Here is a 22,993-nt window from a genome sequence, read left to right on the forward strand (position 1 = left end):
GCTCATGGGGACCCACCTCACCAAACGGCGCGCGGTCGACCTGTGCCGCGTGGCCACCTGCCTGTGTCGCCCTGTCATCTGACGGCGGGGCTGTTTTCGGCCGCCTGACGGCGGCCACCGGCACGCAGGGTCCTCGACCCTTTCCGGTGATCCCACCGAACGCCCGGCAGCGGCGCCGTCGCACGAACCCGTGATCCCGTCCTTCCGCTGGGTCCCGCGCGCGGTGCGACAGTTCAACCCATCGACATTCGCGCGTTGGCTCACCATCCATCCTCACCAGGGAGTGAATCGATGAGTCGCGACACCGCACTCGTATCGGCCGAGTGGGCCGAGAAGAACCTCGACGCCCCGGGCGTCGTCTTCGTCGAGGTCGACGAGGACACGTCGGCCTACGAGACCGGCCACATCGCCGGCGCCATCAAGATCGACTGGAAGACCGACCTCCAGGACCTGGTCCGCCGGGACTTCGTCAACAAGACCCAGTTCGAGGCGCTGCTCTCCGAGCGGGGCATCAGCAACGACGACACCGTCATCCTGTACGGCGGCAACAACAACTGGTTCGCGGCGTACGCCTACTGGTACTTCAAGCTCTACGGCCACCGCGACGTGAAGCTGCTTGACGGCGGTCGCAAGAAGTGGGAGCTGGACGCCCGTCCGCTGGTCACCGAGACGGCGGCCCGCCCGGCGACCCAGTACGTCGCGCAGGAGCCGGACGCCTCCATCCGGGCCTTCCGCGACGAGGTCATCGCCGCGATCGGCACCAAGAACCTGGTCGACGTGCGCAGCCCCGACGAGTTCGCCGGCCGGCTGCTCGCCCCCGCGCACCTGCCGCAGGAGCAGGCGCAGCGGGCCGGTCACATCCCGACCGCGATCAGCGTCCCGTGGTCCAAGGCGGCCAACGAGGACGGCACGTTCAAGTCCGACGACGAGCTGCGCAAGATCTACGCCGACGCCGGGCTGGACGACGGCAAGGAGACGATCGCGTACTGCCGGATCGGCGAGCGCTCGTCGCACAGCTGGTTCGTGCTGCAGGAGCTGCTCGGCCACCGCAACGTGAAGAACTACGACGGCTCCTGGACCGAGTACGGCTCGCTCGTCGGCGTGCCGGTCGCGCTCGGCGATGAGCCCGGGGAGGCCTGATCCGCCATGACTGCTCCCACCGCTGCGGGTTGCGCCGCACCCGACCAGGCCGCGCCGCTGCCGGCCAGCCTGGACCTGGAGAAGGAAACCGTCATCACCGGCATCGTCCGCTCGGCGGCGGACGAGGCCGTGCCGGGCGCGTACGTCCGGCTGCTCGACTCGACCGGTGAGTTCACCGCCGAGGTGGTCACCTCGGCGGCCGGCCAGTTCCGGTTCTTCGCCGCGCCCGGTTCCTGGACGCTGCGGGCGCTGTCCCGGCACGGCAACGGCGACGCCGCCGTCACCGCCGGCCGGGGCATCAACGAGGTCACCGTCACCGTCGCCTGACCCACTGCTCTGATCGACCAGGGCCGGTCACCCACTGGGTGGCCGGCCCCGGTCGTCGTCACCGCGGGTGGCCGGCGGCCAACAGGTCGCCGGTCGTCGTACCCACCCGGTGCACACCGTGCGCGGGGTCGGCTACCGGCTCGACCCGCCGCCCCGGCCGGCCTGACCCTCGGCCGTCACCCGGACCGCCGACCGCTGCCTCCGGTGCGGCGGACCGCCCGTGACACCATGGCCGGGTGAGCGGTGCTGTCCAGACGGGGTGGGCCCTGTCGAGCGATCCCCCCGCGCCGGCACCCACCCGGCGTGGGCGGCGCTGGCTGCTGGTCGCGACCGTGCTGTGGGCCGTGCTGCTGGCCGGGCTCGCCTGGATGTCGGTCCGCGACGACCCGCCGACGGTGCGCGAGCAGCGCTCCCTCGACGAGGCCGCCCCGGTGGTCGACCGGGCGGTCGGTGAGCTGGCCCGGGCCGCCGGCACGGCCGGGCTGCTGGAGCTGGGCCCGGTGCGGATCAACGCCGGCTGCCGCGTCACGCCGTTCTCCGACGGTGCCGCGCTGCGCCGCGAGGTCGGCGTGCTCGCGCCCGCCGGCACCGAGCGCACCGTGCTGACCGGCATCGCCGACCGGTTGCCGTCCACCTGGCGGGCCGGAGTCGGCCCCGGCCTGGACGGCCCGGAACTGCACGCCGACGCCGGGGACTTCGTCGCCGTCGAGGGACGGCCGACCGGGGACGGCCGGCTCCGGTTGACCGTCGACACCGGCTGCCGGCCGCTGGGCGCCGGCTACGACCCGAAGCCGGCCACCGGGCCCGGCCCGGAGGCCACGGCCCTGACGGCTGCCCTGACCGCGCTCGACCGTCCGGCCGACGCCGCGCCGGAGCTGGTCACCGCGCCGTGCCCGGACGGCGCCGTGGCCCGTACCGCACGGTCCGCCGCCGGGCCCGGCCCGGCCACTGCCGGCGCGCTCGCCCCGCTGGCCGGCGGCGCCCCACTGCTGGACAACCCCCCGGTGTACGCGTACCGCGCCGGCGACGTCACCGTGCTGGCCGAACTCGGCCCGGACACCGCACGGGTCGCCGCCACCGTCGGCTGCCCCGCCTGAGCCGGACGTCGGGCCCGGGTCAGCCGCCCGTCTGCTGATCCTGCGGGCCTCGGCTGCGCCCCAACGCGTCCACGCGGCCCCAGCGGCCGGGAATGTCCAGCAGCTCCACCCGGCCCATGCCCGGTGGCACAGCCGGATCGATGATCAGGTGTTCGCCCTGCGGTTCCAGCCCCAGCATGACCCGCAGCAACAGCAGCGGAGTGCCGCTCGACCAGGCCTGCGGGCTGCACGCGGTCGGATACTCCACCGGGTAGCCGGTGCGGCTGCGGGAGTAGCCGGCGAACGCCTCCGGCAGCCGCCCGTCGAAGTAGCGGGACGCCGCGAGCATCGCGTCGCAGATCAGCCCGGCCTCCTCGCGGTAGCCGTACCGGGCCAGGCCCCAGGCGATGATCGAGTTGTCGAACGGCCACACGGTGCCCACGTGGTAGCCGATCGGGTTGTATCGACCCTCGCCCTCGGCCAGGGTCCGCACCCCCCAGCCGGAGAAGAGCCGAGGCCCCAGCAGGTGGCCGACCACCTTGCCGGCTCGGGACTCGTCCACGATCCCGCTCCACAGCAGGTGCCCGATGTTCGACGTGAGCGCGTCCACCTGCCGGCCGTCGGCGTCCAGGGCGAGCGCGTAGTACTCCCGGTCGGCGATCCAGAAGTCGTGGTTGAACCGCTGCTTGAGCGCCGCCGCCTCCCGCTCCAGCCGGTCGGCGTACGCCGGGTCGTTCCAGATCTTGCGGGCCAGCCGGGCGGCCCGGATCTTCGCGTCGTACGCGTAGCCCTGCAACTCGCAGGTGGCCCGGGGGAAGCCCGGCATCCGACCGTCGGCGTAACTGATGGCGTCCCAGGAGTCCTTCCAGCACTGGTTCTGCAGCCCGGTCTCCGGGTTGCGGGTGCGGTACCAGAGGTAGCCGGTGCCGAGCAGGTCGCCGTACGTGTCGATCCACTCCAGGGCCGCCCGGACGTGCGACTCCAGCCGCTTGACCAGCGCGGTGTCGCCGGTCCAACGCTCGTACTCGTCGATCAGGATGACGAACAGCGGCGTCGAGTCGGCCGACCCGTAGTACGGCGAGTGCGGCTGCTCCTCGAAGCCGGCGGTCTCGCCGTACCGCAGCTCGTGCAGGATCTTGCCGGGCTCCTCGTCCCGGAAGTCGTCCACCCGGTGCCCCTGGAGACCGGCCAGCATGAGGATGGTCGCCGGGATCAGCTCCGGCAGGAACGGCAGCACCTGCAGCGAGGTGATGATGCTGTCCCGACCGAAGAGGGTCATGAACCACGGCAGCCCGGCGGCGATCAGCCGGGTGCCCAGGGCGATCGACTCGTAGCGCAGCGCGGCCAGGTCGTTGAGGCTGCGCCGGTACGCCCCGGCCAGCGGCTCGCAGTCACAGCCGAGCGCGGGCGCCCGGTCGATCAGCTCCTGCTGCTCGGCGCGGATGGCGTCCACGCCACGGCCGCCCGCGTACGGCAGGGTGGCCCGGATGTCCTCGCCCCGCGCCCCGTAGACGACGGTGGAGACGTGCAGCCGGGTCGTCCACTCGCTGTTGCTGTCGATCCGGACGCGGAACGTCATCCCGGCGACGTCGACCTGCGCCGGCGGCACCGTGGAGCGGACCACGGTCTCCCGGTGGAAGGCCTCCCGCCGGTACGTCAACCGCAGCTCGTCGTCGGTCACCCCGACCGTTGTCCGGCCCACCTTCTCCTGGGCGTGCTTGATCTCGAACAGGTCGGCGAAGTCGCTGCTCATCTCGACCCGGATGGTGAACTCGGCCTCCTCGCCGGAGTGGTTGAGGACGGTCAGCTCCTCGTCGAAGCCACTCCCGATCTCCCGGCTGCGGATCACCGACGCCTTGGCGTCCAGGTAGTGGGTGGGTTCGCCGGGCGCGAGGAAGAACGTGGTCCGGTACGACTCGCTGTCGTCCAGGGAGAGGGCGTGCAACCGCTCGCCGTCGAGGGTGAGCACCCAGCTCGACAGGAAGCGCGTGTCGAAGGAGAACAGCCCGGTCGGGAAGTCGAAGGACGGTTCGATGTCTCCGCGGTGGTCAGAGACCAGGAAGGTGTTGCCGTCCAGGATGCTGACGAGATCCTTCACGACCCGCGTCCGGCTGCCTGTCGGGCCACCTGGCGCGGGTCGCGGGTGCCCGGCGGGTTCGGGAAGAAGCGGCGGAAGGTCAGGAAGAGCACCACGTCACCGCTGAAGGTGCTCTCGTTGCGCAGTACCGCGGCGAGCCCCTGGGCCTCGCCGGTGATCAGCCTGTCGAACAGGGCCGAGCTGCTGTACCAGATGGCGTCGGCCGGGCCCCGCTCGCGGCTGGCCCGTACCGTTCCCGGCCGCATCCGGACCAGCCAGTGTTCGGTCTGGTGGTCGGTGCCGAGGTCGATCTGCAGGGTCCCCGTGGCCAGGCCGCCCAGGGTCGTGGGGGCACGCGTCGGCAGCGATTCGAAGAACCTCTCCGTCGCCTCGGTCACAGTCGAATCGTAGGCAGCTGTCCGAGATGTCGGGTCGGTATCGGGAGTCCGCCCATATTGTCGCCCCGAGGTGTGCCGGTGGTCAGTAGACCAGCGCCTGCGCGCCGTCGGCCAACGCCTCCTCGACGAAGACCGCGGCGCCCGCGATCCGGACACCGGGCAGTACGTCGTCCGGGCCGATCTCCCGCCGGGCCGCGCACTGGGTGCAGGCGGTCACCCGACCACTGGTCAGGATGACGTGCAGCAGCTCGGCCAGCGGCGCGGAGTGCGGCAGCTCGAACTCCTGGGCGCGGCCGGGCAGCGCGAACCACGTCGACTCCCCGGTCAGCCAGAGCGACACGTCCACGCCGGCCGCGACCGCCGTGGCGGCGACCGTGAACGCCTGCGCGCACCGCTCCGGGGCGTCCGTCCCAGCGGTGACCTTGACGACGAGAGAGCGGGCCATGGGGCCCAGCATAGGATGGTCACGATGGTTACCGAGATCGGGTTCGTCAGCCTGCTGGTCGCCGGCCTGGGCGGGCTCGCTGGCGGCCTGGTCTACCTGGCAGTGAAGATTTCGAGGGGACGTTGGTGAGCGCGAGGAGTGAGCCGGGTCTGCGAGCCCCGCAGTCGCGAACGAAGGTGGCACCGTGAGCGACGAGAACCCGCTGCAGCCGCCGTGGCTGAACGCGCCGCCGGTCGAGGAGTACCCGTTCGAGGAGAGTCACGACCTGCGGGTCGGCCCGAAGCTGCACCCGGCGCTGGACGGCCTGCTGCCGTACATCGGGCTGTGGCGCGGCCGGGGCAAGGGCGGCTTTCCCACCATCGAGGACTTCGACTACGCGCAGGAGATCCGGATCAGCCACGACGGCCGGCCGTTCCTGCACTACGAGTCGCGCGCCTGGATCCTCGACGAGCAGAGCAGGCCCGTGCGCCCGGCCGGGCGTGAGGTCGGCTGGTGGCGACCGGTGCTGGTGGACGGTCGGGCAACCGACGAGCTGGAGGCCCTGCTCACGGCCCCCACCGGGGTGATGGAGCTGCACCTCGGCAAGCGCACTGGCACCCAGGTCGAGTTCGCCACCGACGCGGTGGTCCGGACGGCGACCGCCAAGGAGGTCACCGGCGGGCACCGCCTCTTCGGCATCGTCGAGGGCGCGCTGCTCTACGCCCAGGAGATGGCGGCGATGGGTCACCCACTCAGCCCGCACCTCTCCGCCCGGCTCGTCCGGGTGGGCGGCTGACGCTTCAGTCGACGGGGAAACCCAGCAGTTCGTGCAGGGCGGGGGTACGCGGGCAGCGGTCCCGGCGTACCCCGTCCAGCATCCGGACCTCGGCGAGTCCGCGTACCGAGGAGCTGAACCAGACGCCGTCGGCGGCGTGCAGCTCCGCTGGCGTCACCATCCGTTCGGCGGCGCTCAGGCCCAGCTCGTGTGCATGGGCGAGCAGCCAGGCGACGGTCGTGCCGGGCAGGATGCCGGTGGTGGCGGCGGGCACCGTGCAGATCGTGTCGCCGGTGATCCACACCACGTTGGCGATCGGCCCCTCCAGGGCGTACCCGTCGGACGAGACCCAGAGCACGTCGTCCACCCCGTTGGCGCGCGCCCAGCGGCGGGCGGCGCTGTTGACCGCGTACGACGTGGATTTGATCCCCGCCGGCAGCCAGCCCAGGCCGGTACGCGCGTCGGCGGGCACCCCCAGCGGCAGGATGGCCACGGTGATCCCGTTCCGTCGGGCCGCCAGCGACGACGCCGGCACCTCGGTCAGCGTGGCGTAGACGGTCGGCCGGCCGCCGGCCTCCGAGCCCCGGGTGCAGACCAGCCGCAGAGCGCCCTCCACCTGCGCCGGCCAGCCCGTCAGCACCGAGTCGAGCAGATCGGTCAGTGCGTCGGTGGGGGGCAGATCCAGGTCGACGGCCGCCGCCGCCGTGACCAGCCGGTCCAGGTGCTCGTCGCGCAGCCACGGCCGCCCCTGGCGCAGGTGCATCGACTCGAAGAGCCCGTCGCCGTGCAGGACGCCCAGGTCGTCGCCGCGGAGCAGAGGCTCGTCCGCCGGGATCAGGCCGCGCCCCAGCACGGCGATCCGCGCGCTCGGCCTGGCCGGAACACTGCCGACGGACGACGTCACCATGACCGCCGAGCGTAGCGGCGGCCGGGCGCGCGCAGGAGATCGGCGCGATCGCCGAACTATGATCGGACGGTGTCCGAATCCTCCCTCGCGGAAATGCTCCGGGCCCGTGGGCTGCGGCTGACGGCCCAGCGGCAGCTCGTCCTCCAGGCGGTGCTCGATCTGGGCCACGCCACACCGGAGCAGGTGCACACCGCCGTCCGGGAGGTCGCCGCCGGCGTCAACATCACCACCATCTACCGCACGCTGGAGCTGCTGGAACGGCTCGGCCTGGTGACCCACACCCACCTCTCGCACGGTTCGCCGACCTACCACGCGGCGGGTGAGCACCAACACGTCCACCTGGTCTGCCGGGAGTGCGGCGCGATCGACGAGATCGATCCGGAGCTGCTCCGCCCGCTCGCCGAGCAGTTGGCCGCGCAGCGGGGTTTCCGGGTGGACATCGGGCACGTGTCACTCTTCGGCGTCTGCGGCCGCTGCGAGAACGGGGATCACACATGATCGACATCGCGGGCGCGGTGGCCGTCGAGAGCATCGACGAGGCCAGCCGCGACCAGCCGGACCCGGCGCACGTCGCGGCCGGGGTGCGGGGGGTGGCCGCGCACTACGGCGACCCGCTGCGCGAGCAGCGCGTCCTGGACACCGAGGTCGGCCTGGTCGACCGGTCGCACCGGGGGGTCATCGCGGTGCCCGGCGAGGAGCGGGCCGGCTGGCTGCACACGATCACCTCGCAGCACCTGAGCACGCTGGCCGCCGGCGAGGGCACCGAGCTGCTGGTGCTCTCCCCGCACGGGCACGTCGAGCAGCACGCCCTGGTCGCCGAGGACGGCGAGACCACCTGGCTGGACACCGAGCCGGGGGCGACCGAGGGTCTGCTCGCGTACCTGGAGAAGATGCGGTTCTTCAGCAAGGTCGACCCCCGCGACGCCACCGCCGAGCGGGCACTGCTGTCGCTGGTCGGGCCGGCGGCGTCGGAGGCCGTGGGCACGCTCGGCGTGACCGGGCTGGCCGCGCCGGACCTGGTGCCGGTGCCGGGTCCGAAGTTCGCCGCCGGGGCCGTGCCACCCCGAGCGGGCATCCGGTACGACGTCCGACCGCTGCCGATGGGCGGCTGGGCGCGACGTGGCGTCCTCGGGGTGGACCTGCTGGTTCCCCGCTCGGCGATGGAGCAGGTGGTCGCCGAGCTGCGCGGGGCGGGCGTGCCGGTCGCCGGCCTCTGGGCGTACGAGGCGATCCGGGTCGCCGCCCGGCAGCCCCGGGTCGGGGTGGACACCGACCACCGGACCATCCCGGCCGAGGTGGACCTCATCGGCCCGGCGGTGCACCTGGACAAGGGCTGCTACCGGGGCCAGGAGACGGTGGCCCGCGTACACAACATGGGCCGGCCCCCGCGCCGCCTGGTGCTGCTGCACCTGGACGGGGTGACCACCGACCAGCCGCCGACCGCCGGTACGCCGGTGACCCTCGACGGCCGGGCGGTGGGCTTCGTGGGCACCGCCGTGCTGCACCACGAACTGGGGCAGGTCGCTCTCGCGGTGCTGAAGCGGAACGTCCCGGACGACGCCACGCTGATGATCGGCGAGACGGCGGCGGCGATCGACCCGTCCTGACCGTGGCGTCTAGGATCGCCGGCATGACGACAGGGACGTTGATCACGGTGGCCCCGACCGGCGCGGAGTCGGCCAAGGCGGAGGTGCCGGCGCTGCCGGTGACCCTGGACGAGCTGCTGCTCACCGCCAAGGAGTGCGAGGCGCTCGGCGCCGCCGTGATCCACGTCCACATCCGCGACGACGAGGCCCGGCCGACCCTTGACCCGGCCCGGCTGGCCGAGACGGTGGCGGCGCTGCGGGAGAGCACCGACCTGATCGTGCAGCTCTCCTCCGGCGGCGCGGTGACCGACCCGGAAGCGTCCCGGCTCGCCGTGCTCGACGCGGGCCCGGACATGGCCTCCTGCACCATGGGCACGGTCAACTTCGGCGACGACGTCTTCCTCAACCGCTGGGAGTTCATCGTCGACCTGCACACCCGGATGCAGGAGCGCGGCATCGTGCCGGAGTACGAGATCTTCGACCTCGGCCACCTGTCCGCGTTGCAGCGGCTGCTCGGCAAGTACGGCCTGCCGGCCGGTGGGCACGTGCACGTCGACTTCGTGATGGGGGTGCCGGGCGGCATGCCGGGCAATGCCGAGACGCTTGTGGCGGCGCATCGGATGCTGCGGGACCTGCCGGCGGGCACCACGTTCTCGGCCACCGGCGTTGGCCGCAGCACGATCCCGGTGCTGCTGGCCTCGCTGTCGACCGGCGGGCACCTGCGGGTCGGTATGGAGGACACGGTGACGTACGCCAAGGGTCGGCCGGTCGAGTCCAACATGCAGTTGGTCGCCCGCGCGGTCGGCTTCGCACAACTCGCCCAGCGACCGCCGCTGACCACCACCGAGGCCCGCGCGCTGCTCGGGCTGTAAGGCCGGAGACCTTCCACGCCCCTGTCACCCGGGCGGTGGACCACCTGGTCACCCCGCCGACGGACGATCCAGCCCCCTGGGTACCGTCCAGCACGTGGGAAAGACGTACGAGGGCGGCGTGCCGCTCGCCGAGGTGGTCCGGTCCGGGTTCGTGGAGGGCACGCACCGCGGCTCGGTGGTGGTGCTGGACGCCACCGGGGTGCCGCTGGCGACCGCCGGGGACGTGACCGCGCCGATCTTTCCGCGCTCGGCCAGCAAGCCGATGCAGACGATCGGGATGCTCCGTGCCGGCCTGACGCTGACCGATCCGGCCGACCTGGCGTTGGTCTCGGCCAGCCATGCGGGGGAGGACTTCCACCTGGCCCGGGTCGGCGCGCTCCTCGACCGGGCCGGGTTGGACGCTTCGGCGCTGCACTGCCCGCCCGACCTGCCGTTGGGTGCGGCGGCCCGGGAAGCGGTGCTGCGGGCCGGAGGCGGGCCGAGCCGGGTGCAGATGAACTGCTCCGGCAAGCACAGCGGAATGCTGTTGACCTGCGAGGCCGCCGGGTGGCCGCGGGACGGTTACTGGCGGCCGGAGCACCCGTTGCAGCAGGGGTTGCGGGCCGCCATCGAGGAGTTCACCGGCGAGCAGGCGGCGGCGGTGGGGGTCGACGGCTGTGGCGCCCCGGTGCTGGCGGTGTCGCTGACCGGCCTGGCCGGGGCGTTCCTCCGGCTGGTCGACGCCGAGCCGGGCTCGGTGCCGCGCAGGGTGGCCGACGCGATGCGGGCGTACCCGGAGATCGTCGGTGGCACCCAGGCCGACGACACCCGGCTGATGCGCGGTGTCCCGGGTCTGCTGGCCAAGGTCGGCGCCGAGGGCGTGCTCGCGGTGGGGCTGCCGGGCGTCGGCGCGGTGGCTCTGAAGATCGACGATGGGGCCGACCGGGCCCGGATGCCGGTGCTGGTCTCCGCGCTGCGCCGGCTCGGCGTGGACGCTCCGGTGCTGACCGAGTACGCCGAGGTGCCGCTCTTCGGCGGTGGCGTTCCGGTCGGCGCGGTCCGCCCACTCTGGTGACCCCACCGGTCCGCCGGTCCGCCGGTCCGCCGGTCCACCGGTCCACCGGTCCACCGGTCGGCGGTCCGGCTGCCCGGCACGGCGGCCAACGCCTGATCGAGCGCTATACCTCACAGGCATAAATATGACTCTGAGGTATAGCGCTCGTTGCGGCATCAGCCCCGTCGTGGGCGGCGGGTCTGCCGGCGGCGGGGGTGCGGGGCTGTCGGCGGCCCCCTGGCGTCGCTGACCGAGGCACGGTCCGGGCCGGGCAGCGCCGCGCGTTCAGCTCAGGAAGTCGAGCAGGGCGGCGTTGACCGGTTCCGGACGCTCCAGCGGCAACAGGTGTGCGGCGTCCGGCACATCCGGCAGCCGTACCGCGCCGGGGACCTCGGCGGCGATCCGGTCGGCGAGGCGGCTGATGTCCGGCACGTCGGCGGCGCCGGCGGTGACCAGGACGGGCACCCGCAGCTCGCTGAGGCGGCCGATGGCCGGAGGCGTCAGCTCGCCCACCTCGACCGCACCGAGCGCCAACTCGGCGGCCAGGGCGCGCTGGTCCATCTCCTGCGCGAACGCCAGCAGTTCGGGGTCGATGTCGGCCGGCTGTCGGCCGGGCCCGACCACCCAGAACCGCACCTCGCCGGCCGCCCCGGCGACGAAGTCGTCCGGGTCGACCTCGCCGACCAGGTCGTCCCAGAGGTCGTTGGCCTCCTCGGACCACTCGTTGCCGGAGACCGCCGTGCCGAAGAGGGCGAGCGCGCTCACCCGGTCCGGATGCGCGAGCGCGGTGTCGACGGCGACCGACCCACCGAAGGAGCAGCCGACCAGCGCCGCCCGGGGCAGGTCGAGGGCGTCCAGCAGGCCGGCCACGTCGTCGTGGTGCGCGAACGGCGTCGGGGGCAGCTCCGAGTCTCCGTACCCGCGCAGGTCCGGGACGATAACCCGGTGCCGGGCGGCGAGCGCGGGCACGACAGCCCGCCACATCCGCCGGTCGGCGATGCCGGCGTGCAGCAGCACGACGGGCGAACCGGTGCCGGCCTCGTCGTACGCGAGAAGTGCTCCGTTGACTGTGATCTTGTGCACCAACGGACCGTACGGATCCGGCGAGCGACGCGCAAACGTGATGCTGAGACCTTGCTAACTTTGGCAAGCATTTCGCTTGCAGGAGCTAGCACGCGGCATTAGCGTCGGGCCCATGGCCACACCCAAGGACCTTCCCGACGTCGGCGGGTTCATCCGCGATCTGCGACGCAACGCCAAGATCTCGCTGCGTCAGCTCGCCGAGCAGGCGGGGGTCAGCAACCCGTACCTCAGCCAGATCGAGCGCGGGCTGCGCAAGCCCAGCGCCGAGGTGCTCCAGCAACTGGCCAGCGCGCTGCGGGTCTCGACCCCGGCGATGTACCTACGGGCCGGGCTGCTCGACGACAAGGAGGGCCACGGCGTGCTCGCCGCCATCGCGGTGGACCCCGACCTCACGATGGCCCAGAAGCAGTCGCTCAGCCAGATCTACGAGACGTTCCGTCGGGAGAACGCCCGGCTCGCCGAGGCCCAGGCCGCCGCGGCGACCACCCCGACCGACGTCGCCGACGAGCCGGCCGACGTGGCCAACCTGGCCGCTACCGGCCCCACCACCGCGGGCGGCACCCCGACCGAGGCAGTGCTCGAGTCGGTGGCCGTCACCGAGGCGGGCGCCGCCCCCGCCCCGGGCAGCAGCACCAGCACCCCCGAGAAGAGCAGCACCAGCACCGCCGAGAAGAAGGCCGCCGGACCGGCGGTCCGGAAGGCCGCCGAGGCGGCCGAGGAGGAGACGTCATGACCGAGCCGAAGACCAACCGCATCCCCGCCCCGATCTACGCCGCCGCCGGCGCCGCCGAGCTGGCTATCGAGCAGTTGCGCAAGCTGCCCGCGGTCGTCGGTGTCCACGGCACCCGGGTCGTCGCCGACCTCGGCGGCCGGGCCGTCCTGACCGGCTTCGAGCTGCGCCAGAAGGCCACCGAGACGCTGCGCACCGCCAACGAGACCGCCGGCACCCTGCGCGACCGCGCGCAGGCCGAGCTGGACCTGACCAAGCTGCGCGAGTCGGCCGACCTGGCCAAGCTCCGCGAGGTCGCCGACCTGGCCAAGCTCCGCGAGGTCACCGACATCGAGAAGTTGCGCAGCGCCGCGACCCGCAACGCCGCCGTCGTGATCGCCGGCGCCCAGGCCGCGCAGGAGCGGGCGTTCGCCGCGTACGGCGCGCTGGTGGCCCGTGGCGAGCGGGTCGTCGGCGCCGGCGTGCTGGAGGCCGCCGAGACGGTCAACGCCGACATCGAGGCCACCCAGGCCGCGCCGGCTGTGTCCGAGGCGACCGCCCCGACCGCCCCGACCGCCACGACGGCTTCGACGGCTTCGACGGCTGCGCCGGTCCCGGCCGAGGTGCCGAGCCCGGCCGAGGTGCCGAGCCCGGCCGAGGTGGCCGAGATCGCCGAGGCCAAGCCGGCCGCCGTCAAGAAGGCCGCCCGGGCGAAGGCCGCGAAGCCGGCCGAGACCCCGTCGGCCAAGCTGCCCCGGGCCACCAAGCGGACCCGCCCGGCGGCCGAGTAGTTCGTCCTGTCGGCGATCCCGACGGCGTCCTTGACGGACGTAGTCGGGGTCGCCGACATAAACTTGCCGGCATGGCCACCGCCGCGCCGATCTTCGCGTTCGAAGTCCGTTACGTGATCGAGCTGATCCTGCTCGTCTTCGCGTTGATCATCCAGGGTGTCGCGTTGGTGCATGCCATCACGCAGCGCTCCGACGCATTCTCCGCCATCGGGACGCTGCCCAAGGGCGGCTGGATCGCCATCCTGGCGGTCTGCCTCGTGCTGATCCTGCTCAGCCGCGGTCCGATCAGTCTCTTCGGACTGATCGGCATCGCCGCCGCGCTCATCTACCTGCTCGACGTGCGGGTCGGTCTCCGCGACCTCAGTGACGGCAAAGGGTTCTGGTGAGAGGTTTCCGCTGGCCCCCTCCGCCGGACAGCGGCCCCCGCACCTGGGGGCCGGGCCCGGGCGGGCCGCGTACCGGCCGGCCCGCTCTGCCGGAGCCGGAGACGGAGCTGGTCGCCACCCCGCACGGCGTGCAGCTGGAGCGCCTGGTCACCGGCGTCGGTGACCCGGTCACCGTGTTCGCGCACGGGCTGGGCAACGGGATCGCCACCACGCGACCGTTCGGCAGCGGGGTGGCGGGTCGTCGGCTGTTCTTCCAGTTCCGGGGGCACGGCCGCTCCGAGGCGCCGGCCGGCCCGTGGACCTACCTCGATCTGGCCCGCGACCTGCGGGCCATCGCTGATCTCGGCGGCGCCAGCCGGGCGTTCGGGGCGAGCCTCGGCGCGGGCGCGCTCTGCCGCCTGCTGGTCGAGAGCCCGGAGCGCTTCGAGAAACTGGTGTTCTTCCTGCCGGCGGTGCTCGACCAACCCCGTGGTCCGGTCGCCTGGGGACGCGTCAGCGCCCTGCTGGAGGCCGTCGAGAGCGGTGACGCCTCGGCCGTCGCCGACGTCGTCTCGCTGGAACTGCCGGCGGCGGTCCGCAACACGCCGGCCGGCTGGGCGTACCTGCGGCAGCGGCTCGACCAGCTGCTCCGCGACGGTCTGGCCGACGGCCTGGCCACCCTGGCGGGGCAGGTGCCGCTGAGCGACGCCACCGCCCTGGCGGCGGTCACCGCGCCGGCCCTGGTGATCGGCTGCGCGGGCGACGACCTGCACCCGGTCGAGGTCGCCGAGCAGCTCGCCGCCGCGTTGCCCCAGGCCACCCTGCACGTGTACGACCGGCCGGGCGTTCTCTGGTCGGAACGCGCCGATCTGCGCGGGCGCATCTCCGGCTTCCTCAACGAGTAACGTGCCCTGTCATGGGTGTCACACAGCATGGCCGGACGCACCGGCTGGATCTCGCCGACCCGACCCTGCGCGAGTGGACCTGCACGGTCCTGCACGCCGACCTGGAGCAGGGCATCGTGCTCGACCGCTCGGCGTTCTACCCGGGCGGCGGCGGCCAACCGCCGGATCACGGCGTGCTGCTCTGGCAGGGCGTGCAGACCCGGATCGTCGGCACCCGCAAGGGCGACGATCCCTACCTGATCCCCGCCGAGGGTGACCCGCTGCCGCCGGTCGGCACCGAGGTCGTCGGCGCGGTGGAGGACGAGCGCCGCACCCGCTTGATGCGTACCCACTCGGGGCTGCACGTGCTCTGCGGCGTGGTGTTCCGCGACTTCGGAGCGCTGGTCACCGGCGGCAACATGGAACCGGGCGAGGCCCGGATGGACTTCAACCTCCCCGAGGTTCCGCCGGACTTCAAGAGCCGCATCGAGGAGCTGGTCAACGCCGAGGTGGCCGCCGACCGCTCGGTCGCCACCCGGGTGCTGCCGCGGACCGAGGCGCTGGCCCTGCCGGACATCATCCGTACCCAGTCCAACCTCATCCCGCCGGACGAGCAGGAGGTCCGGATCGTCGACATCGTCGGTCTGGACGTCCAGGCCGACGGCGGCACCCACGTCGCGTCCACCGCCCAGATCGGCAAGGTGCAGGTGGTCAAGGTGGAGAGTAAGGGCCGGGCCAATCGCCGGGTCCGCGTCCGCCTGGCGGACTAGGCATCGTCGACGAGTTGGCCACGGCCGGACCGGGACGAAGAGGTCGAGCGGCTGGCAGGCCGCCTCTGGCCGTCAGAAGACGATCACCTTGTCGAGGATTCCCGCCACCGTCAGCATCCCGAGCAGGAACAGCGCCACCACCGCCGCGACCGCGGTGGCGGCCCACCATTGGCGTGCCCGGCCGGGGCCCAGCCCGATCCAGCAGAGCGTGCCGAAGGCCAGCCCCTGGACCAGGAACCATGGCTCGTTGAAGAAGATTGCCTGCAGGTCCGCGCTGCGGCGGTCGATCGTGCTCCACAACGGTGGATAGTCGATGTGCACGGCACCGGTGAGGCTGAGCACCCGTTGGGCGATGTCGACGAGCGCGTGCATGCAGCAGCCCACAGCCGCGATCCAGTACACAGCCAGCAGCATCCGGCGCGGCCACCGCCGCGACCACAGCGGCAGCGTGGCGATGGGAACGACGGCGGCCGCGGCGATGATGACGGCACCCAGCAGGTTGATGAGCTGGAACCGGCCTTCCGCGCCCGGACGGATCGTGCCGGGCAGGAACGCGGTGCCGCCCGCGGCGTAGTAGCCGCGGTAGGCGGCGTACCACAGCGCCCAGATCCCGGCGGCGACACTCGGCCACATCAGTCGGTGGCGAGTGACGCTCACCGCGTCTTCCTGCTGGGCGGCGGGCATCGCCGGCTCGTTTGTCACGCAGCTCATCATGATCGGCGCCGCGCCGTGCGCACATCGGTGATCACACCGATCCGCCCCCGATATCGCGGAGGTGCCCCTTAGGGAGAGCCAGATGTCCGGTTCTTCCCATGCGCCCGCTCCAGCCGGTCCGGAAAATCGGACGGTGGCTGTCAAGTATTGCTGACAGCCTCACAGACATGACACAACCGCTCGCAGGAAAGGTCGCGCTCGTCGCCGGTGCGACCCGGGGTGCCGGCCGGCAGATCGCCGTCCAGCTCGGCGCCGCCGGTGCCACCGTGTACGCCACCGGCCGCAGCAGCCGCGCCGGCCGGTCCGAGATGGACCGGCCGGAGACCATCGAGGAGACCGCCGAGCTGGTCACCGCCGCCGGTGGCGTCGGCATCGGGGTCCGAGTCGACCACCTGGTGCCCGAGCAGGTGCGCGACCTGGTCGCCCGGATCGACGCCGAACAGGGCCGCCTCGACGTGCTGGTCAACGACATCTGGGGCGGCGACCCGCTGGTCACCTGGGAGAAGCCGGTCTGGGAGCAGCCGCTCGACGCCGGCTTCCGCACCCTGCGGCTGGCCATCGACACGCACATCATCACCAGCCACTTCGCGCTGCCGTTGCTGATCCGCAGGCCCGGCGGCCTCGTGGTGGAGGTCAGCGACGGCACGAAGGCGTACAACGACAACAACTATCGCCTCTCGGTCTTCTACGACCTGGCAAAGACCTCGGTCAACCGGCTCGGCTTCAGCCAGGCGCACGAGCTGAAGCCCCACGGCGGCACAGCCGTCGCGCTCACCCCCGGCTGGATCCGCTCCGAGGCCATGCTGGAACACTTCGGCGTGACCGAGGAGAACTGGCGCGACGGGGCAGCCACCGACCCGCATTTCCTCATCTCCGAGACGCCGGTCTTCGTGGGACGCGCGGTCGTCGCGCTCGCCGCCGACGAGGAGAAGGCCCGCTGGAACGGCAGGTCCGTCGACGCCGGCACGCTCGCCAAGGAGTACGGGTTCACGGACGTCGACGGCAGCCAACCGGAAGCGTTCCGGTACATCGCCGAGGTGGTCGACACCGGTAAACCGGCCGACGTCACCGGCTACCGGTAGAGCGCGCGGAACCGGTCGGCCGCCTCGGCGAAAAGCTCCCGCAGCTCGGGCGGATCGAGGACCTCCACCTCGGGGCCCAGCCCGAGCAGTTGGTGGTACGCCACCCTGACGGATTCGACCGGCAGTCGGGCCGTCACCCAGCCCTGCCCGTCGGGCCGGGTGGCGGCGGCGACCACCTCGTCGTACACGAAAGGGGCATCGACCAGGTGTCGGAGCTGGCGCAGGCCGGCCGGGCTGAGCCGGACGGTGACCTCGGCCCGCAGCATGGTCCGCAGGAACGCACCGGCCTGCTCGCGCCAGTGCCCGGCCAGGTCGAAACCCTCGTCGCGGTCGAAGTGCTCCTCGCCCACCTCGACGCCGGTGACCCGGTCCACCCGGTAGGTGCGGGCGTCGTCGCCGACCCGGCCAACGAGATACCAGACCCCACTCTTGAGGACCAGCCCGTACGGCTGGACCCGGCGGGTCACCTCCCGTTCGCCGCGTCGGTAGCGCAGCTCCACCACCCGGTCCGCCCAGACCGCCCGGGCCAGGTCGGCGAGTCGGGGTGGCGGCGCGGTCTCCCGGAACCAGCCCGGCACGTCCAGGTGGAACCGCTGCCCAGCGCGGGCCGGGGCGTCGCGCAGGGCCGGCGGCAGCGCGGCGAGCACCTTCAGTTCGGCGGCGGCGACCGCGTCGGTGAGCCCCATGTCGCCGGCCGGCCCGGGTAGCCCAGCGAGGAACAGCGCCTCCGCCTCGTCCCGGGTCAGCCCGGTCAGCCGAGTGCGGTAGCCGCCGAGCAGCCGGTACCCGCCCGCGCGACCCCGGTCGGCGTAGACCGGCACACCGGCGGCGGAGAGCGCCAACACGTCCCGGTAGACGGTCCGCTCGGAGACCTCCAACTCCCGCGCCAGCTCGCCCGCGGTCATCGACCCGCGCGTCTGCAACAGCAACAACAGCGAGATCAATCGGGACGCGCGCACCCGCCCATCCTGCCCGGCCCCGCTCACCGCCCGCCGGGGGTCAGCAGCCCCCGATCGTACGCGGTGGCCACCGCCGCGGCCCGGTCGTTGACCCCGAGCTTGGCGTACACGTGCAGCAGGTGCGTCTTGACGGTTGCCTCGCTGATGAACAGCCGGGCCGCCGCCTCCCGGTTCGAGGCGCCCCGGGCCACCAGGGTGAGCACCTCCAGTTCGCGGTGGCTGAGCGGCTCCTCGGCCGGCGCGCGCAGCCGCCCCATCAGCCGGCCGGCGACGCTCGGCGCGAGCACCGACTCGCCCCGGGCGGCGGACCGTACCGCTCGGACCAGGTCGTCGCGGGGCGCGTCCTTGAGCAGGTAGCCGGTCGCTCCGGCCTCGATGGCCGGGAGCACGTCCGCGTCCGTGTCGTACGTGGTGAGCACCAGCACCCGGGCGGCGCTGCCGGAGCGGGCCAACCGGCCGGTGGCGGTCACCCCGTCCATCCCGGGCATCCGCAGGTCCATCAACACCACGTCCGGGCGCAGCGTTGCGACCAGGGCCAACGCCTCGGCCCCGTCGGCGGCCTCGCCCACCACGTCGAACCCCGGGTCGCCGGTGAACATCCCCCGCAGCCCGTCCCGCACCACCGGATGGTCGTCGACGATCAGCACCCGCACCGGCCCGCTCATCCGGCGCTCCCGGCGAGCGCGGGCACGGAGGCCGAGACGGCGGTGCCGAGGCCCGGCTCGCTCTCGACGGCCAGCTCGCCGCCGACCCGGGCGACCCGCTGCCGCATGACGGTCAGCCCGTACCCGCCGTCGGGTCGGCCCAGGTCGGTCAGGTCGTCGACCGCGAAGCCCACCCCGTCGTCCCGGACGTCCAGGGTGACGACGTCCCCCATGTACGACAGGGTGAGCCCGACCCGGGTCGCCCTGGCGTGCCGGCCCACGTTGGCCAGCGCCTCCTGGCCGGTCCGCAGCAGGGTCACCTCGACCTCGGGGTGCAGCGGGCGGGCGTCGCCGGTGACGTTGACCTCGGCGCGGATCTCGTTGATCGTCGACCAGCGCTCGGTCAGCTCCGCCAGCGCCTCAGGCAGCCGCGTTCCCTCCAGCGCCTCGGGGCGGACGGCCCGCACCGAGCGACGCGCCTCGGTGAGGCTCTCCCGGGCCAGGGTGACGGCCCCCGACACGTGCCGCTGCCAGTCGGCGCGTCGGTCCCGGGCCACCCCGGCCGCCTCCAACTGGGTGATGATGCCGGTGAGACCCTGCGCCAGGGTGTCGTGGATCTCCCGAGCCATCCGCTGCCGCTCGTCGGTCACCCCGGCCTCCCGGGCCTGGGTGAGCAGTTGGGCATGCAGCCCTTCGTTCTCCCGCATCGTCTCGGCCAGTCGGCGATTCGCCTCGGCCAGCTCCTCGACCAGCTGCTTGCGGTAGGCGTGTTGCCGGTCGTTGACGGTGCTGAACCAGGTCACGGCGCTGGCCAGGCCCAAATTGAACAACACCAGCACGCCCCAGAGCAGCCAGTGCGACAGCGCGGACGGCAGGCCTCCGCTCTGCGCGGTGGCCACCAGGACGGCCGACACGGCAACCCCGGCGAACCGCCAGTTGCCGGGCAGCGCGAAGGCGTGCAGGAAGCCGCTCCACGCGAGGAAGCCGTACCACGGACTGTCCAGCACCAAGATGGCGCTGAACGTGAGGAGACCGACGTAGTAGACCGCCATCAGCACGCGCCGGGTCGCCCACCCGGGGTGCAGGGTGACGAACCAGGCTACCCAGGCCGCCGTCGCAGCGGCGACGAACAGGTGGGGGACGAACGAGAGGCCCTCCGGCGCGGGCGCGGCGGTGGTGAGCAGCATCCCGACGGCCAGCCCGAGGTACGGCACCAACCGGTGCAGGCCCGCTTCGCGGGCCTCCCACGCGGCCAGCCGGTCGACCTGCTCGACAGTGCTGACCATCGGACCCCCGATCATTCCCAGCGGAACAGTTTCGCCGCCACCACACCCGCGAGCAGGGCGACCGCCACCATTATCCCGAGGTGCAACGGGTGGGGCGACGTCCCGGTCCAGGCATCGAGCAGCGCCTGCACCCCGGGCGGCGTGTAGTCGCCGATCCGGACCAGGAAGTCCGGCAGGAGGAACCGGGGAAGGTAGACGCCGCCGAAGAACATGGTCAGCATGAACACCGGCACCGCCATGGCCTGCGCTGCCTTGGCCGTGCGGGCCACCGCCGCCACCAGCAGACCCAGCGCGAGCAGCGCCGCCGTGCCGAGGACGAGGGCCAGCGCGAAGCCGAGCGGGCGTTGCGGCAGCGGCACGTCGAAGGCCAGTCGACCGACCACGATGAGCAGCACGGCGCTGACCAGGATGGTGGCGAGCGAGATGACCAGTTGGGCGGCCAACAGCGCGGCCGGGCTGGCCGGAGTGGTGGCCAGCCGACGTAGCACCCCACGCTCCCGGTAGGTGGCCAGCACCGTGGGCAGGATGTTCACCGCTGACATGGCGAGCGTGATCACCAGCAGCGACGGGGCGAAGTACTCGATGAAGGACAGGTCGCCGAACTGCGGATCCGGCTCGCGCATCGCCGGGATCAGCCCGAACACCAGCAGCAGCGCGAGCGGCAACGCGACGGTCGTCAGCGGCGAGCCGAAGTCCCGCAGGAAGAGCCGTGTCTCGATCTTGAGGATCTGCCCGAAGGCGTGCATGTCGGTTCTCCCTCAGGCGGCGGGCCGGTGCCCGGTCAGCTCGACGAACGCGTCGTCGAGGGTGGACTGCTCCAGCCGCAGGTCGGCGGCGATGATCTGGTTGCGGGCGAGCACCGAGGTGACCGCGTGCAGCACGTCACCGGTGCCGGTGACCACCAGTTGAGCGCCGGTGCGGTGCACCGCGCTCACCTCGGGCAGGTCAGTGAAGAGCCGGTCGTCGACCGGGCTGGACGGGCGGAACCGGACGCGCTGCTCCGGGACCACCGCCGACACCAGACCCGCCGGGCTGTCCAGTGCGACGACCCGGCCCCGATCGATCACGGCGATCCGGTCACAGAGCCGCTCGGCCTCCTCCATGAAGTGGGTGACCAGCACGATCGTCACGCCACTGTCGCGGATCTGCTCGATGAGGGCCCAGGTGTCCCGCCGGGACTGCGGGTCCAGCCCGGTGGTCAGCTCGTCCAGGATTGCGATCTGCGGGTTGCCGACCAGCGCCAGCGCGATCGACAGCCGCTGCTTCTGGCCGCCGGAGAGCTTCTTGTACGCGGTGTTCCGCTTCTCGGCCAGACCCAGCGTGTCGATCAGTTGCGCCGGGTCGGCCGGGTCGCGGTAGAACGAGGCGTACAGCTCCAGCGCCTCGGCGACCCGCAACTGGTCCGGCAGTTGGCTCTCCTGGAGCTGCACGCCAACCCGCTGGCGGAGCTGGGCCGCGTCCCGGCGGGGGTCGAGCCCGAGGACCGACACCCCGCCCCTGTCCGGGACGCGAAGCCCGGCGACGCACTCCACCGTGGTGGTCTTTCCTGCGCCGTTCGGACCGAGTACGCCGAAGATCTCCCCGGCCTCGACCGTGAACGACACGTCGGCAACGGCGACGACATCGCCGTACCTCTTGTGCAGGTTGGTCACCTCAATGACCGGCATGGTGCCGCCTTCCGCCGTCGTACCTGTGCCTCTCCAGCGTGGCGGCAACGGCCCGGTGGCGAATCGACCAGCCGTTGGTGATCTTGCGTGGCAGCGGCTGACCCCGACGATCCACCAACCGGTTGATGTGCAAGGAAGGGCACCTTGTTATCGCCTCGTGTAGAGCAGGGGCCCCCTGTTAACGCGCCGCGTCAACGAGTCGCCCGGCGGCGGTCCGCACTGATCGTTAGGCTGCTCGGTCGTGGACGCCAGCAGAATCGCCAGCCCGGTGACCGGGGCCGCCGGACGCTTCCTCGCCGGGGCGGGGCTGCTCCTGCGGGGGCTGGGTCTCTACGTCCGCAGCCCGGGGTTGATGCTGCTCGGCATCGTGCCGGCGCTGATCTCCGGTGTGCTCTTCGTGGCCGCGCTCGCCACCCTCGTGTACTTCGTGGACGATCTCGCCGCGCTGGTCACCCCGTTCGCCGACGACTGGTCGAGCACCCCCCGCAGCCTGGTCCGGGTGATCGCCGGGCTGGCCTTCCTGGGCCTCGGCGGCCTGCTCGCGGTGGTCAGCTTCACCGCCGTCACCCTGGTCATCGGCGACCCTTTCTACGAGAAGATCTCCGAGCGGGTGGAGGAGCGGTACGGCGGCACCCCGGGCGCGGTGGAGGTGCCCTTCTGGTCGTCGCTGCGTCGCAGCCTCGCCGATTCGGTACGTCTGGTGGCCCTCGCGGCCCTGGTCGGCATTCCGCTCTTCGCCGCCGGCTTCATCCCGGTGCTCGGTCAGACCGTGGTCCCGGTGATCGGGGCGGCGGTGGGCGGCTGGTTCCTCGCCGTGGAGTTGGTCGGGGCCCCGTTCTACCGGCGCGGAACGCGGTTGCCGCAGCGCCGCACGATCCTGAAGGCCGACCGACCCACCGCGCTCGGCTTCGGGGTGGCGGTCTTCCTCTGCTTCCTCATTCCGTTCGGCGCGGTGCTGGTCATGCCGGCCGCGGTCGCCGGTGCCACCCTGCTGGCCCGCCGGTCACTCGGCCAGCCGATCGACGAGAGCTGACATGGAGATCGCCCTGGTCGAGGGGGACATCACCGCCCAGCGGGTGGGGCTACGCCGCCCGTGCGTCATCCCACAGGGACTCGAAGTGGTCGGATCGGCGCGCGTACACGCCAACTAGCTCACGATCTGAATCGACCTTGATAGCGCGGCGGACGACTTCGGGCCCGAGCACTTCTACATCCTGACCCAACACCCCGGCGGCCCGCATCCTGAAGCGAGGGTGAGGAACGCGACCCCTGCTGATCCACCGCTCAACCGTCTTTGGATCCACACCGCATTTCTCGGCGAGGTCAGCAACAGTCGGCCCCGCCGATCTGAGGGCTTGTCCGAGGGCGTCGTTTCGCGTCATCGCAAGGGGACCTTTGTAGACGTCCCCGATGGCCGCATACGG

The 22,993-nt window shown here is 72.4% G+C and carries 28 protein-coding genes; 17 read left to right on the top strand and 11 right to left on the bottom strand.

Going from position 1 to position 22,993, the window contains the following annotated elements; genetic code table 11:
* Positions 1 to 4: 4 nt before the first annotated feature.
* The 4 genes from OG505_RS29570 to OG505_RS29585 all read left to right on the top strand — a co-directional run bounded on the left by OG505_RS29570 (position 5) and on the right by OG505_RS29585 (position 2,564).
* The gene (locus tag OG505_RS29570; protein ID WP_310503780.1) at positions 5 to 82 is read left to right on the top strand and encodes an Ms5788A family Cys-rich leader peptide; all 78 of its coding nucleotides are present in this window, start codon (positions 5 to 7) and stop codon (positions 80 to 82) included.
* A 209-nt stretch (positions 83 to 291) separates the two neighbouring features.
* Positions 292 to 1,140: a sulfurtransferase gene (locus tag OG505_RS29575; RefSeq protein ID WP_405429302.1), complete on the top strand. Its 849-nt coding sequence runs from the start codon at positions 292 to 294 to the stop codon at positions 1,138 to 1,140.
* A gap of 6 nt (positions 1,141 to 1,146) precedes the next feature.
* Positions 1,147 to 1,467, top strand: coding sequence for a DUF1416 domain-containing protein (locus OG505_RS29580; RefSeq protein ID WP_358103369.1), 321 nt, complete (start codon positions 1,147 to 1,149; stop codon positions 1,465 to 1,467).
* A 236-nt stretch (positions 1,468 to 1,703) separates the two neighbouring features.
* Positions 1,704 to 2,564 carry a hypothetical protein gene (locus OG505_RS29585; protein ID WP_405429303.1) on the top strand — a complete coding sequence of 287 codons (861 nt, stop codon included), beginning with the start codon at positions 1,704 to 1,706 and terminating at the stop codon, positions 2,562 to 2,564.
* A 19-nt stretch (positions 2,565 to 2,583) separates the two neighbouring features.
* Here the strand turns inward: OG505_RS29585 and OG505_RS29590 are convergent, their stop codons facing one another.
* The 3 genes from OG505_RS29590 to OG505_RS29600 form a co-directional block, all read right to left on the bottom strand.
* A complete protein-coding gene (locus OG505_RS29590) occupies positions 2,584 to 4,641 on the bottom strand; it encodes a glycogen debranching N-terminal domain-containing protein (RefSeq protein ID WP_405429304.1) in 2,058 nt (685 codons plus the stop codon).
* Positions 4,638 to 5,018, bottom strand: coding sequence for an SCP2 sterol-binding domain-containing protein (locus OG505_RS29595; RefSeq protein ID WP_405429305.1), 381 nt, complete (start codon positions 5,016 to 5,018; stop codon positions 4,638 to 4,640). The genes OG505_RS29590 and OG505_RS29595 overlap by 4 nt, the downstream gene beginning before the upstream one ends.
* Before the next feature lie 82 nt (positions 5,019 to 5,100).
* Complete coding sequence (locus tag OG505_RS29600; protein ID WP_405429306.1) at positions 5,101 to 5,475, bottom strand: DsrE family protein; 375 nt, start codon at positions 5,473 to 5,475, stop codon at positions 5,101 to 5,103.
* A gap of 12 nt (positions 5,476 to 5,487) precedes the next feature.
* On the opposite strand from OG505_RS29600, the gene mtfM reads away from it, so the two are divergent.
* On the top strand, positions 5,488 to 5,592 hold the full coding sequence (mtfM, locus tag OG505_RS29605; RefSeq protein ID WP_305076120.1) for a small membrane protein MtfM: 105 nt from the start codon (positions 5,488 to 5,490) through the stop codon (positions 5,590 to 5,592).
* Between the two features lie 55 nt (positions 5,593 to 5,647).
* Positions 5,648 to 6,238, top strand: coding sequence for an FABP family protein (locus OG505_RS29610; RefSeq protein ID WP_405429307.1), 591 nt, complete (start codon positions 5,648 to 5,650; stop codon positions 6,236 to 6,238).
* A 4-nt stretch (positions 6,239 to 6,242) separates the two neighbouring features.
* Here OG505_RS29610 and OG505_RS29615 read toward each other — a convergent pair whose 3' ends face one another.
* Positions 6,243 to 7,124: an aminotransferase class IV gene (locus OG505_RS29615; protein ID WP_405429308.1), complete on the bottom strand. Its 882-nt coding sequence runs from the start codon at positions 7,122 to 7,124 to the stop codon at positions 6,243 to 6,245.
* A 69-nt stretch (positions 7,125 to 7,193) separates the two neighbouring features.
* Between OG505_RS29615 and OG505_RS29620 the strand changes: the two genes are divergently transcribed.
* The 4 genes from OG505_RS29620 (at position 7,194) to OG505_RS29635 (ending at position 10,636) form a co-directional block, all read left to right on the top strand.
* Positions 7,194 to 7,622: a Fur family transcriptional regulator gene (locus OG505_RS29620; protein WP_405429309.1), complete on the top strand. Its 429-nt coding sequence runs from the start codon at positions 7,194 to 7,196 to the stop codon at positions 7,620 to 7,622.
* Positions 7,619 to 8,731 carry a YgfZ/GcvT domain-containing protein gene (locus OG505_RS29625; protein ID WP_405429310.1) on the top strand — a complete coding sequence of 371 codons (1,113 nt, stop codon included), beginning with the start codon at positions 7,619 to 7,621 and terminating at the stop codon, positions 8,729 to 8,731. Before OG505_RS29620 ends, OG505_RS29625 begins: the two co-directional genes overlap by 4 nt.
* 23 nt (positions 8,732 to 8,754) lie before the next feature.
* A complete protein-coding gene (locus OG505_RS29630) occupies positions 8,755 to 9,582 on the top strand; it encodes a 3-keto-5-aminohexanoate cleavage protein (protein ID WP_405429311.1) in 828 nt (275 codons plus the stop codon).
* 94 nt (positions 9,583 to 9,676) lie between these two features.
* Positions 9,677 to 10,636: an asparaginase gene (locus OG505_RS29635; protein ID WP_405429312.1), complete on the top strand. Its 960-nt coding sequence runs from the start codon at positions 9,677 to 9,679 to the stop codon at positions 10,634 to 10,636.
* 264 nt (positions 10,637 to 10,900) lie between these two features.
* On the opposite strand, the gene OG505_RS29640 is transcribed toward OG505_RS29635, so the two are convergent.
* Positions 10,901 to 11,698 (bottom strand): alpha/beta fold hydrolase, encoded by a 798-nt coding sequence (locus OG505_RS29640; RefSeq protein ID WP_405429313.1) that lies wholly within the window; start codon positions 11,696 to 11,698, stop codon positions 10,901 to 10,903.
* A gap of 112 nt (positions 11,699 to 11,810) precedes the next feature.
* On the opposite strand from OG505_RS29640, the gene OG505_RS29645 reads away from it, so the two are divergent.
* The 5 genes from OG505_RS29645 (at position 11,811) to OG505_RS29665 (ending at position 15,217) form a co-directional block, all read left to right on the top strand.
* The gene (locus tag OG505_RS29645; protein WP_405429314.1) at positions 11,811 to 12,431 is read left to right on the top strand and encodes a helix-turn-helix domain-containing protein; all 621 of its coding nucleotides are present in this window, start codon (positions 11,811 to 11,813) and stop codon (positions 12,429 to 12,431) included.
* Positions 12,428 to 13,198 carry a hypothetical protein gene (locus tag OG505_RS29650; RefSeq protein WP_405429315.1) on the top strand — a complete coding sequence of 257 codons (771 nt, stop codon included), beginning with the start codon at positions 12,428 to 12,430 and terminating at the stop codon, positions 13,196 to 13,198. The genes OG505_RS29645 and OG505_RS29650 overlap by 4 nt, the downstream gene beginning before the upstream one ends.
* A 71-nt stretch (positions 13,199 to 13,269) precedes the next feature.
* Positions 13,270 to 13,584: a DUF2516 family protein gene (locus tag OG505_RS29655; protein WP_234582317.1), complete on the top strand. Its 315-nt coding sequence runs from the start codon at positions 13,270 to 13,272 to the stop codon at positions 13,582 to 13,584.
* Positions 13,581 to 14,468, top strand: coding sequence for an alpha/beta fold hydrolase (locus tag OG505_RS29660; RefSeq protein WP_405429316.1), 888 nt, complete (start codon positions 13,581 to 13,583; stop codon positions 14,466 to 14,468). The genes OG505_RS29655 and OG505_RS29660 overlap by 4 nt, the downstream gene beginning before the upstream one ends.
* Before the next feature lie 11 nt (positions 14,469 to 14,479).
* Positions 14,480 to 15,217: an alanyl-tRNA editing protein gene (locus OG505_RS29665; RefSeq protein ID WP_405429317.1), complete on the top strand. Its 738-nt coding sequence runs from the start codon at positions 14,480 to 14,482 to the stop codon at positions 15,215 to 15,217.
* Positions 15,218 to 15,289: 72 nt separating this feature from the next.
* On the opposite strand, the gene OG505_RS29670 is transcribed toward OG505_RS29665, so the two are convergent.
* A complete protein-coding gene (locus OG505_RS29670) occupies positions 15,290 to 15,919 on the bottom strand; it encodes a hypothetical protein (RefSeq protein WP_405429318.1) in 630 nt (209 codons plus the stop codon).
* A gap of 179 nt (positions 15,920 to 16,098) precedes the next feature.
* Between OG505_RS29670 and OG505_RS29675 the strand changes: the two genes are divergently transcribed.
* The gene (locus OG505_RS29675; RefSeq protein ID WP_405429319.1) at positions 16,099 to 17,013 is read left to right on the top strand and encodes an SDR family oxidoreductase; all 915 of its coding nucleotides are present in this window, start codon (positions 16,099 to 16,101) and stop codon (positions 17,011 to 17,013) included.
* Here the strand turns inward: OG505_RS29675 and OG505_RS29680 are convergent.
* The 5 genes from OG505_RS29680 to OG505_RS29700 are packed head-to-tail and all read right to left on the bottom strand — an operon-like array spanning position 17,004 to position 21,569.
* Positions 17,004 to 17,972, bottom strand: a complete 969-nt coding sequence (locus OG505_RS29680) for a helix-turn-helix transcriptional regulator (RefSeq protein ID WP_405429320.1) — start codon at positions 17,970 to 17,972, stop codon at positions 17,004 to 17,006. The genes OG505_RS29675 and OG505_RS29680 overlap by 10 nt on opposite strands.
* A 23-nt stretch (positions 17,973 to 17,995) precedes the next feature.
* Entirely contained in the window at positions 17,996 to 18,637 is a 642-nt protein-coding gene (locus OG505_RS29685) for a response regulator (protein WP_405429321.1), read from the bottom strand.
* Complete coding sequence (locus OG505_RS29690) at positions 18,634 to 19,902, bottom strand: sensor histidine kinase (protein ID WP_405429322.1); 1,269 nt, start codon at positions 19,900 to 19,902, stop codon at positions 18,634 to 18,636. Before OG505_RS29690 ends, OG505_RS29685 begins: the two co-directional genes overlap by 4 nt.
* A gap of 11 nt (positions 19,903 to 19,913) precedes the next feature.
* On the bottom strand, positions 19,914 to 20,648 hold the full coding sequence (locus OG505_RS29695; protein WP_405429323.1) for an ABC transporter permease: 735 nt from the start codon (positions 20,646 to 20,648) through the stop codon (positions 19,914 to 19,916).
* A 12-nt stretch (positions 20,649 to 20,660) separates the two neighbouring features.
* A complete protein-coding gene (locus tag OG505_RS29700) occupies positions 20,661 to 21,569 on the bottom strand; it encodes an ABC transporter ATP-binding protein (protein WP_405429324.1) in 909 nt (302 codons plus the stop codon).
* A gap of 241 nt (positions 21,570 to 21,810) precedes the next feature.
* Between OG505_RS29700 and OG505_RS29705 the strand changes: the two genes are divergently transcribed.
* Complete coding sequence (locus OG505_RS29705; protein WP_405429325.1) at positions 21,811 to 22,602, top strand: EI24 domain-containing protein; 792 nt, start codon at positions 21,811 to 21,813, stop codon at positions 22,600 to 22,602.
* Positions 22,603 to 22,993: the final 391 nt, after the last annotated feature.

It is taken from the genome of Micromonospora sp. NBC_00617 (genome assembly GCF_045161355.1).
Classification (GTDB): domain Bacteria; phylum Actinomycetota; class Actinomycetes; order Mycobacteriales; family Micromonosporaceae; genus Micromonospora.

Bases quoted from the DNA above. Each gene is read 5' to 3' on its own strand.
- OG505_RS29570 (WP_310503780.1), top strand. From the start codon at position 5: ATGGGGACCCACCTCACCAAACGGCGCGCGGTCGACCTGTGCCGCGTG.
- OG505_RS29575 (WP_405429302.1), top strand. From the start codon at position 292: ATGAGTCGCGACACCGCACTCGTATCGGCCGAGTGGGCCGAGAAGAAC.
- OG505_RS29580 (WP_358103369.1), top strand. From the start codon at position 1,147: ATGACTGCTCCCACCGCTGCGGGTTGCGCCGCACCCGACCAGGCCGCG.
- OG505_RS29600 (WP_405429306.1), bottom strand. From the start codon at position 5,475: ATGCTGGGCCCCATGGCCCGCTCTCTCGTCGTCAAGGTCACCGCTGGG.
- mtfM (WP_305076120.1), top strand. From the start codon at position 5,488: ATGGTTACCGAGATCGGGTTCGTCAGCCTGCTGGTCGCCGGCCTGGGC.
- OG505_RS29615 (WP_405429308.1), bottom strand. From the start codon at position 7,124: ATGGTGACGTCGTCCGTCGGCAGTGTTCCGGCCAGGCCGAGCGCGCGG.
- OG505_RS29625 (WP_405429310.1), top strand. From the start codon at position 7,619: ATGATCGACATCGCGGGCGCGGTGGCCGTCGAGAGCATCGACGAGGCC.
- OG505_RS29630 (WP_405429311.1), top strand. From the start codon at position 8,755: ATGACGACAGGGACGTTGATCACGGTGGCCCCGACCGGCGCGGAGTCG.
- OG505_RS29645 (WP_405429314.1), top strand. From the start codon at position 11,811: ATGGCCACACCCAAGGACCTTCCCGACGTCGGCGGGTTCATCCGCGAT.
- OG505_RS29650 (WP_405429315.1), top strand. From the start codon at position 12,428: ATGACCGAGCCGAAGACCAACCGCATCCCCGCCCCGATCTACGCCGCC.
- OG505_RS29655 (WP_234582317.1), top strand. From the start codon at position 13,270: ATGGCCACCGCCGCGCCGATCTTCGCGTTCGAAGTCCGTTACGTGATC.
- OG505_RS29665 (WP_405429317.1), top strand. From the start codon at position 14,480: ATGGGTGTCACACAGCATGGCCGGACGCACCGGCTGGATCTCGCCGAC.
- OG505_RS29675 (WP_405429319.1), top strand. From the start codon at position 16,099: ATGACACAACCGCTCGCAGGAAAGGTCGCGCTCGTCGCCGGTGCGACC.
- OG505_RS29685 (WP_405429321.1), bottom strand. From the start codon at position 18,637: ATGAGCGGGCCGGTGCGGGTGCTGATCGTCGACGACCATCCGGTGGTG.
- OG505_RS29690 (WP_405429322.1), bottom strand. From the start codon at position 19,902: ATGGTCAGCACTGTCGAGCAGGTCGACCGGCTGGCCGCGTGGGAGGCC.
- OG505_RS29695 (WP_405429323.1), bottom strand. From the start codon at position 20,648: ATGCACGCCTTCGGGCAGATCCTCAAGATCGAGACACGGCTCTTCCTG.
- OG505_RS29700 (WP_405429324.1), bottom strand. From the start codon at position 21,569: ATGCCGGTCATTGAGGTGACCAACCTGCACAAGAGGTACGGCGATGTC.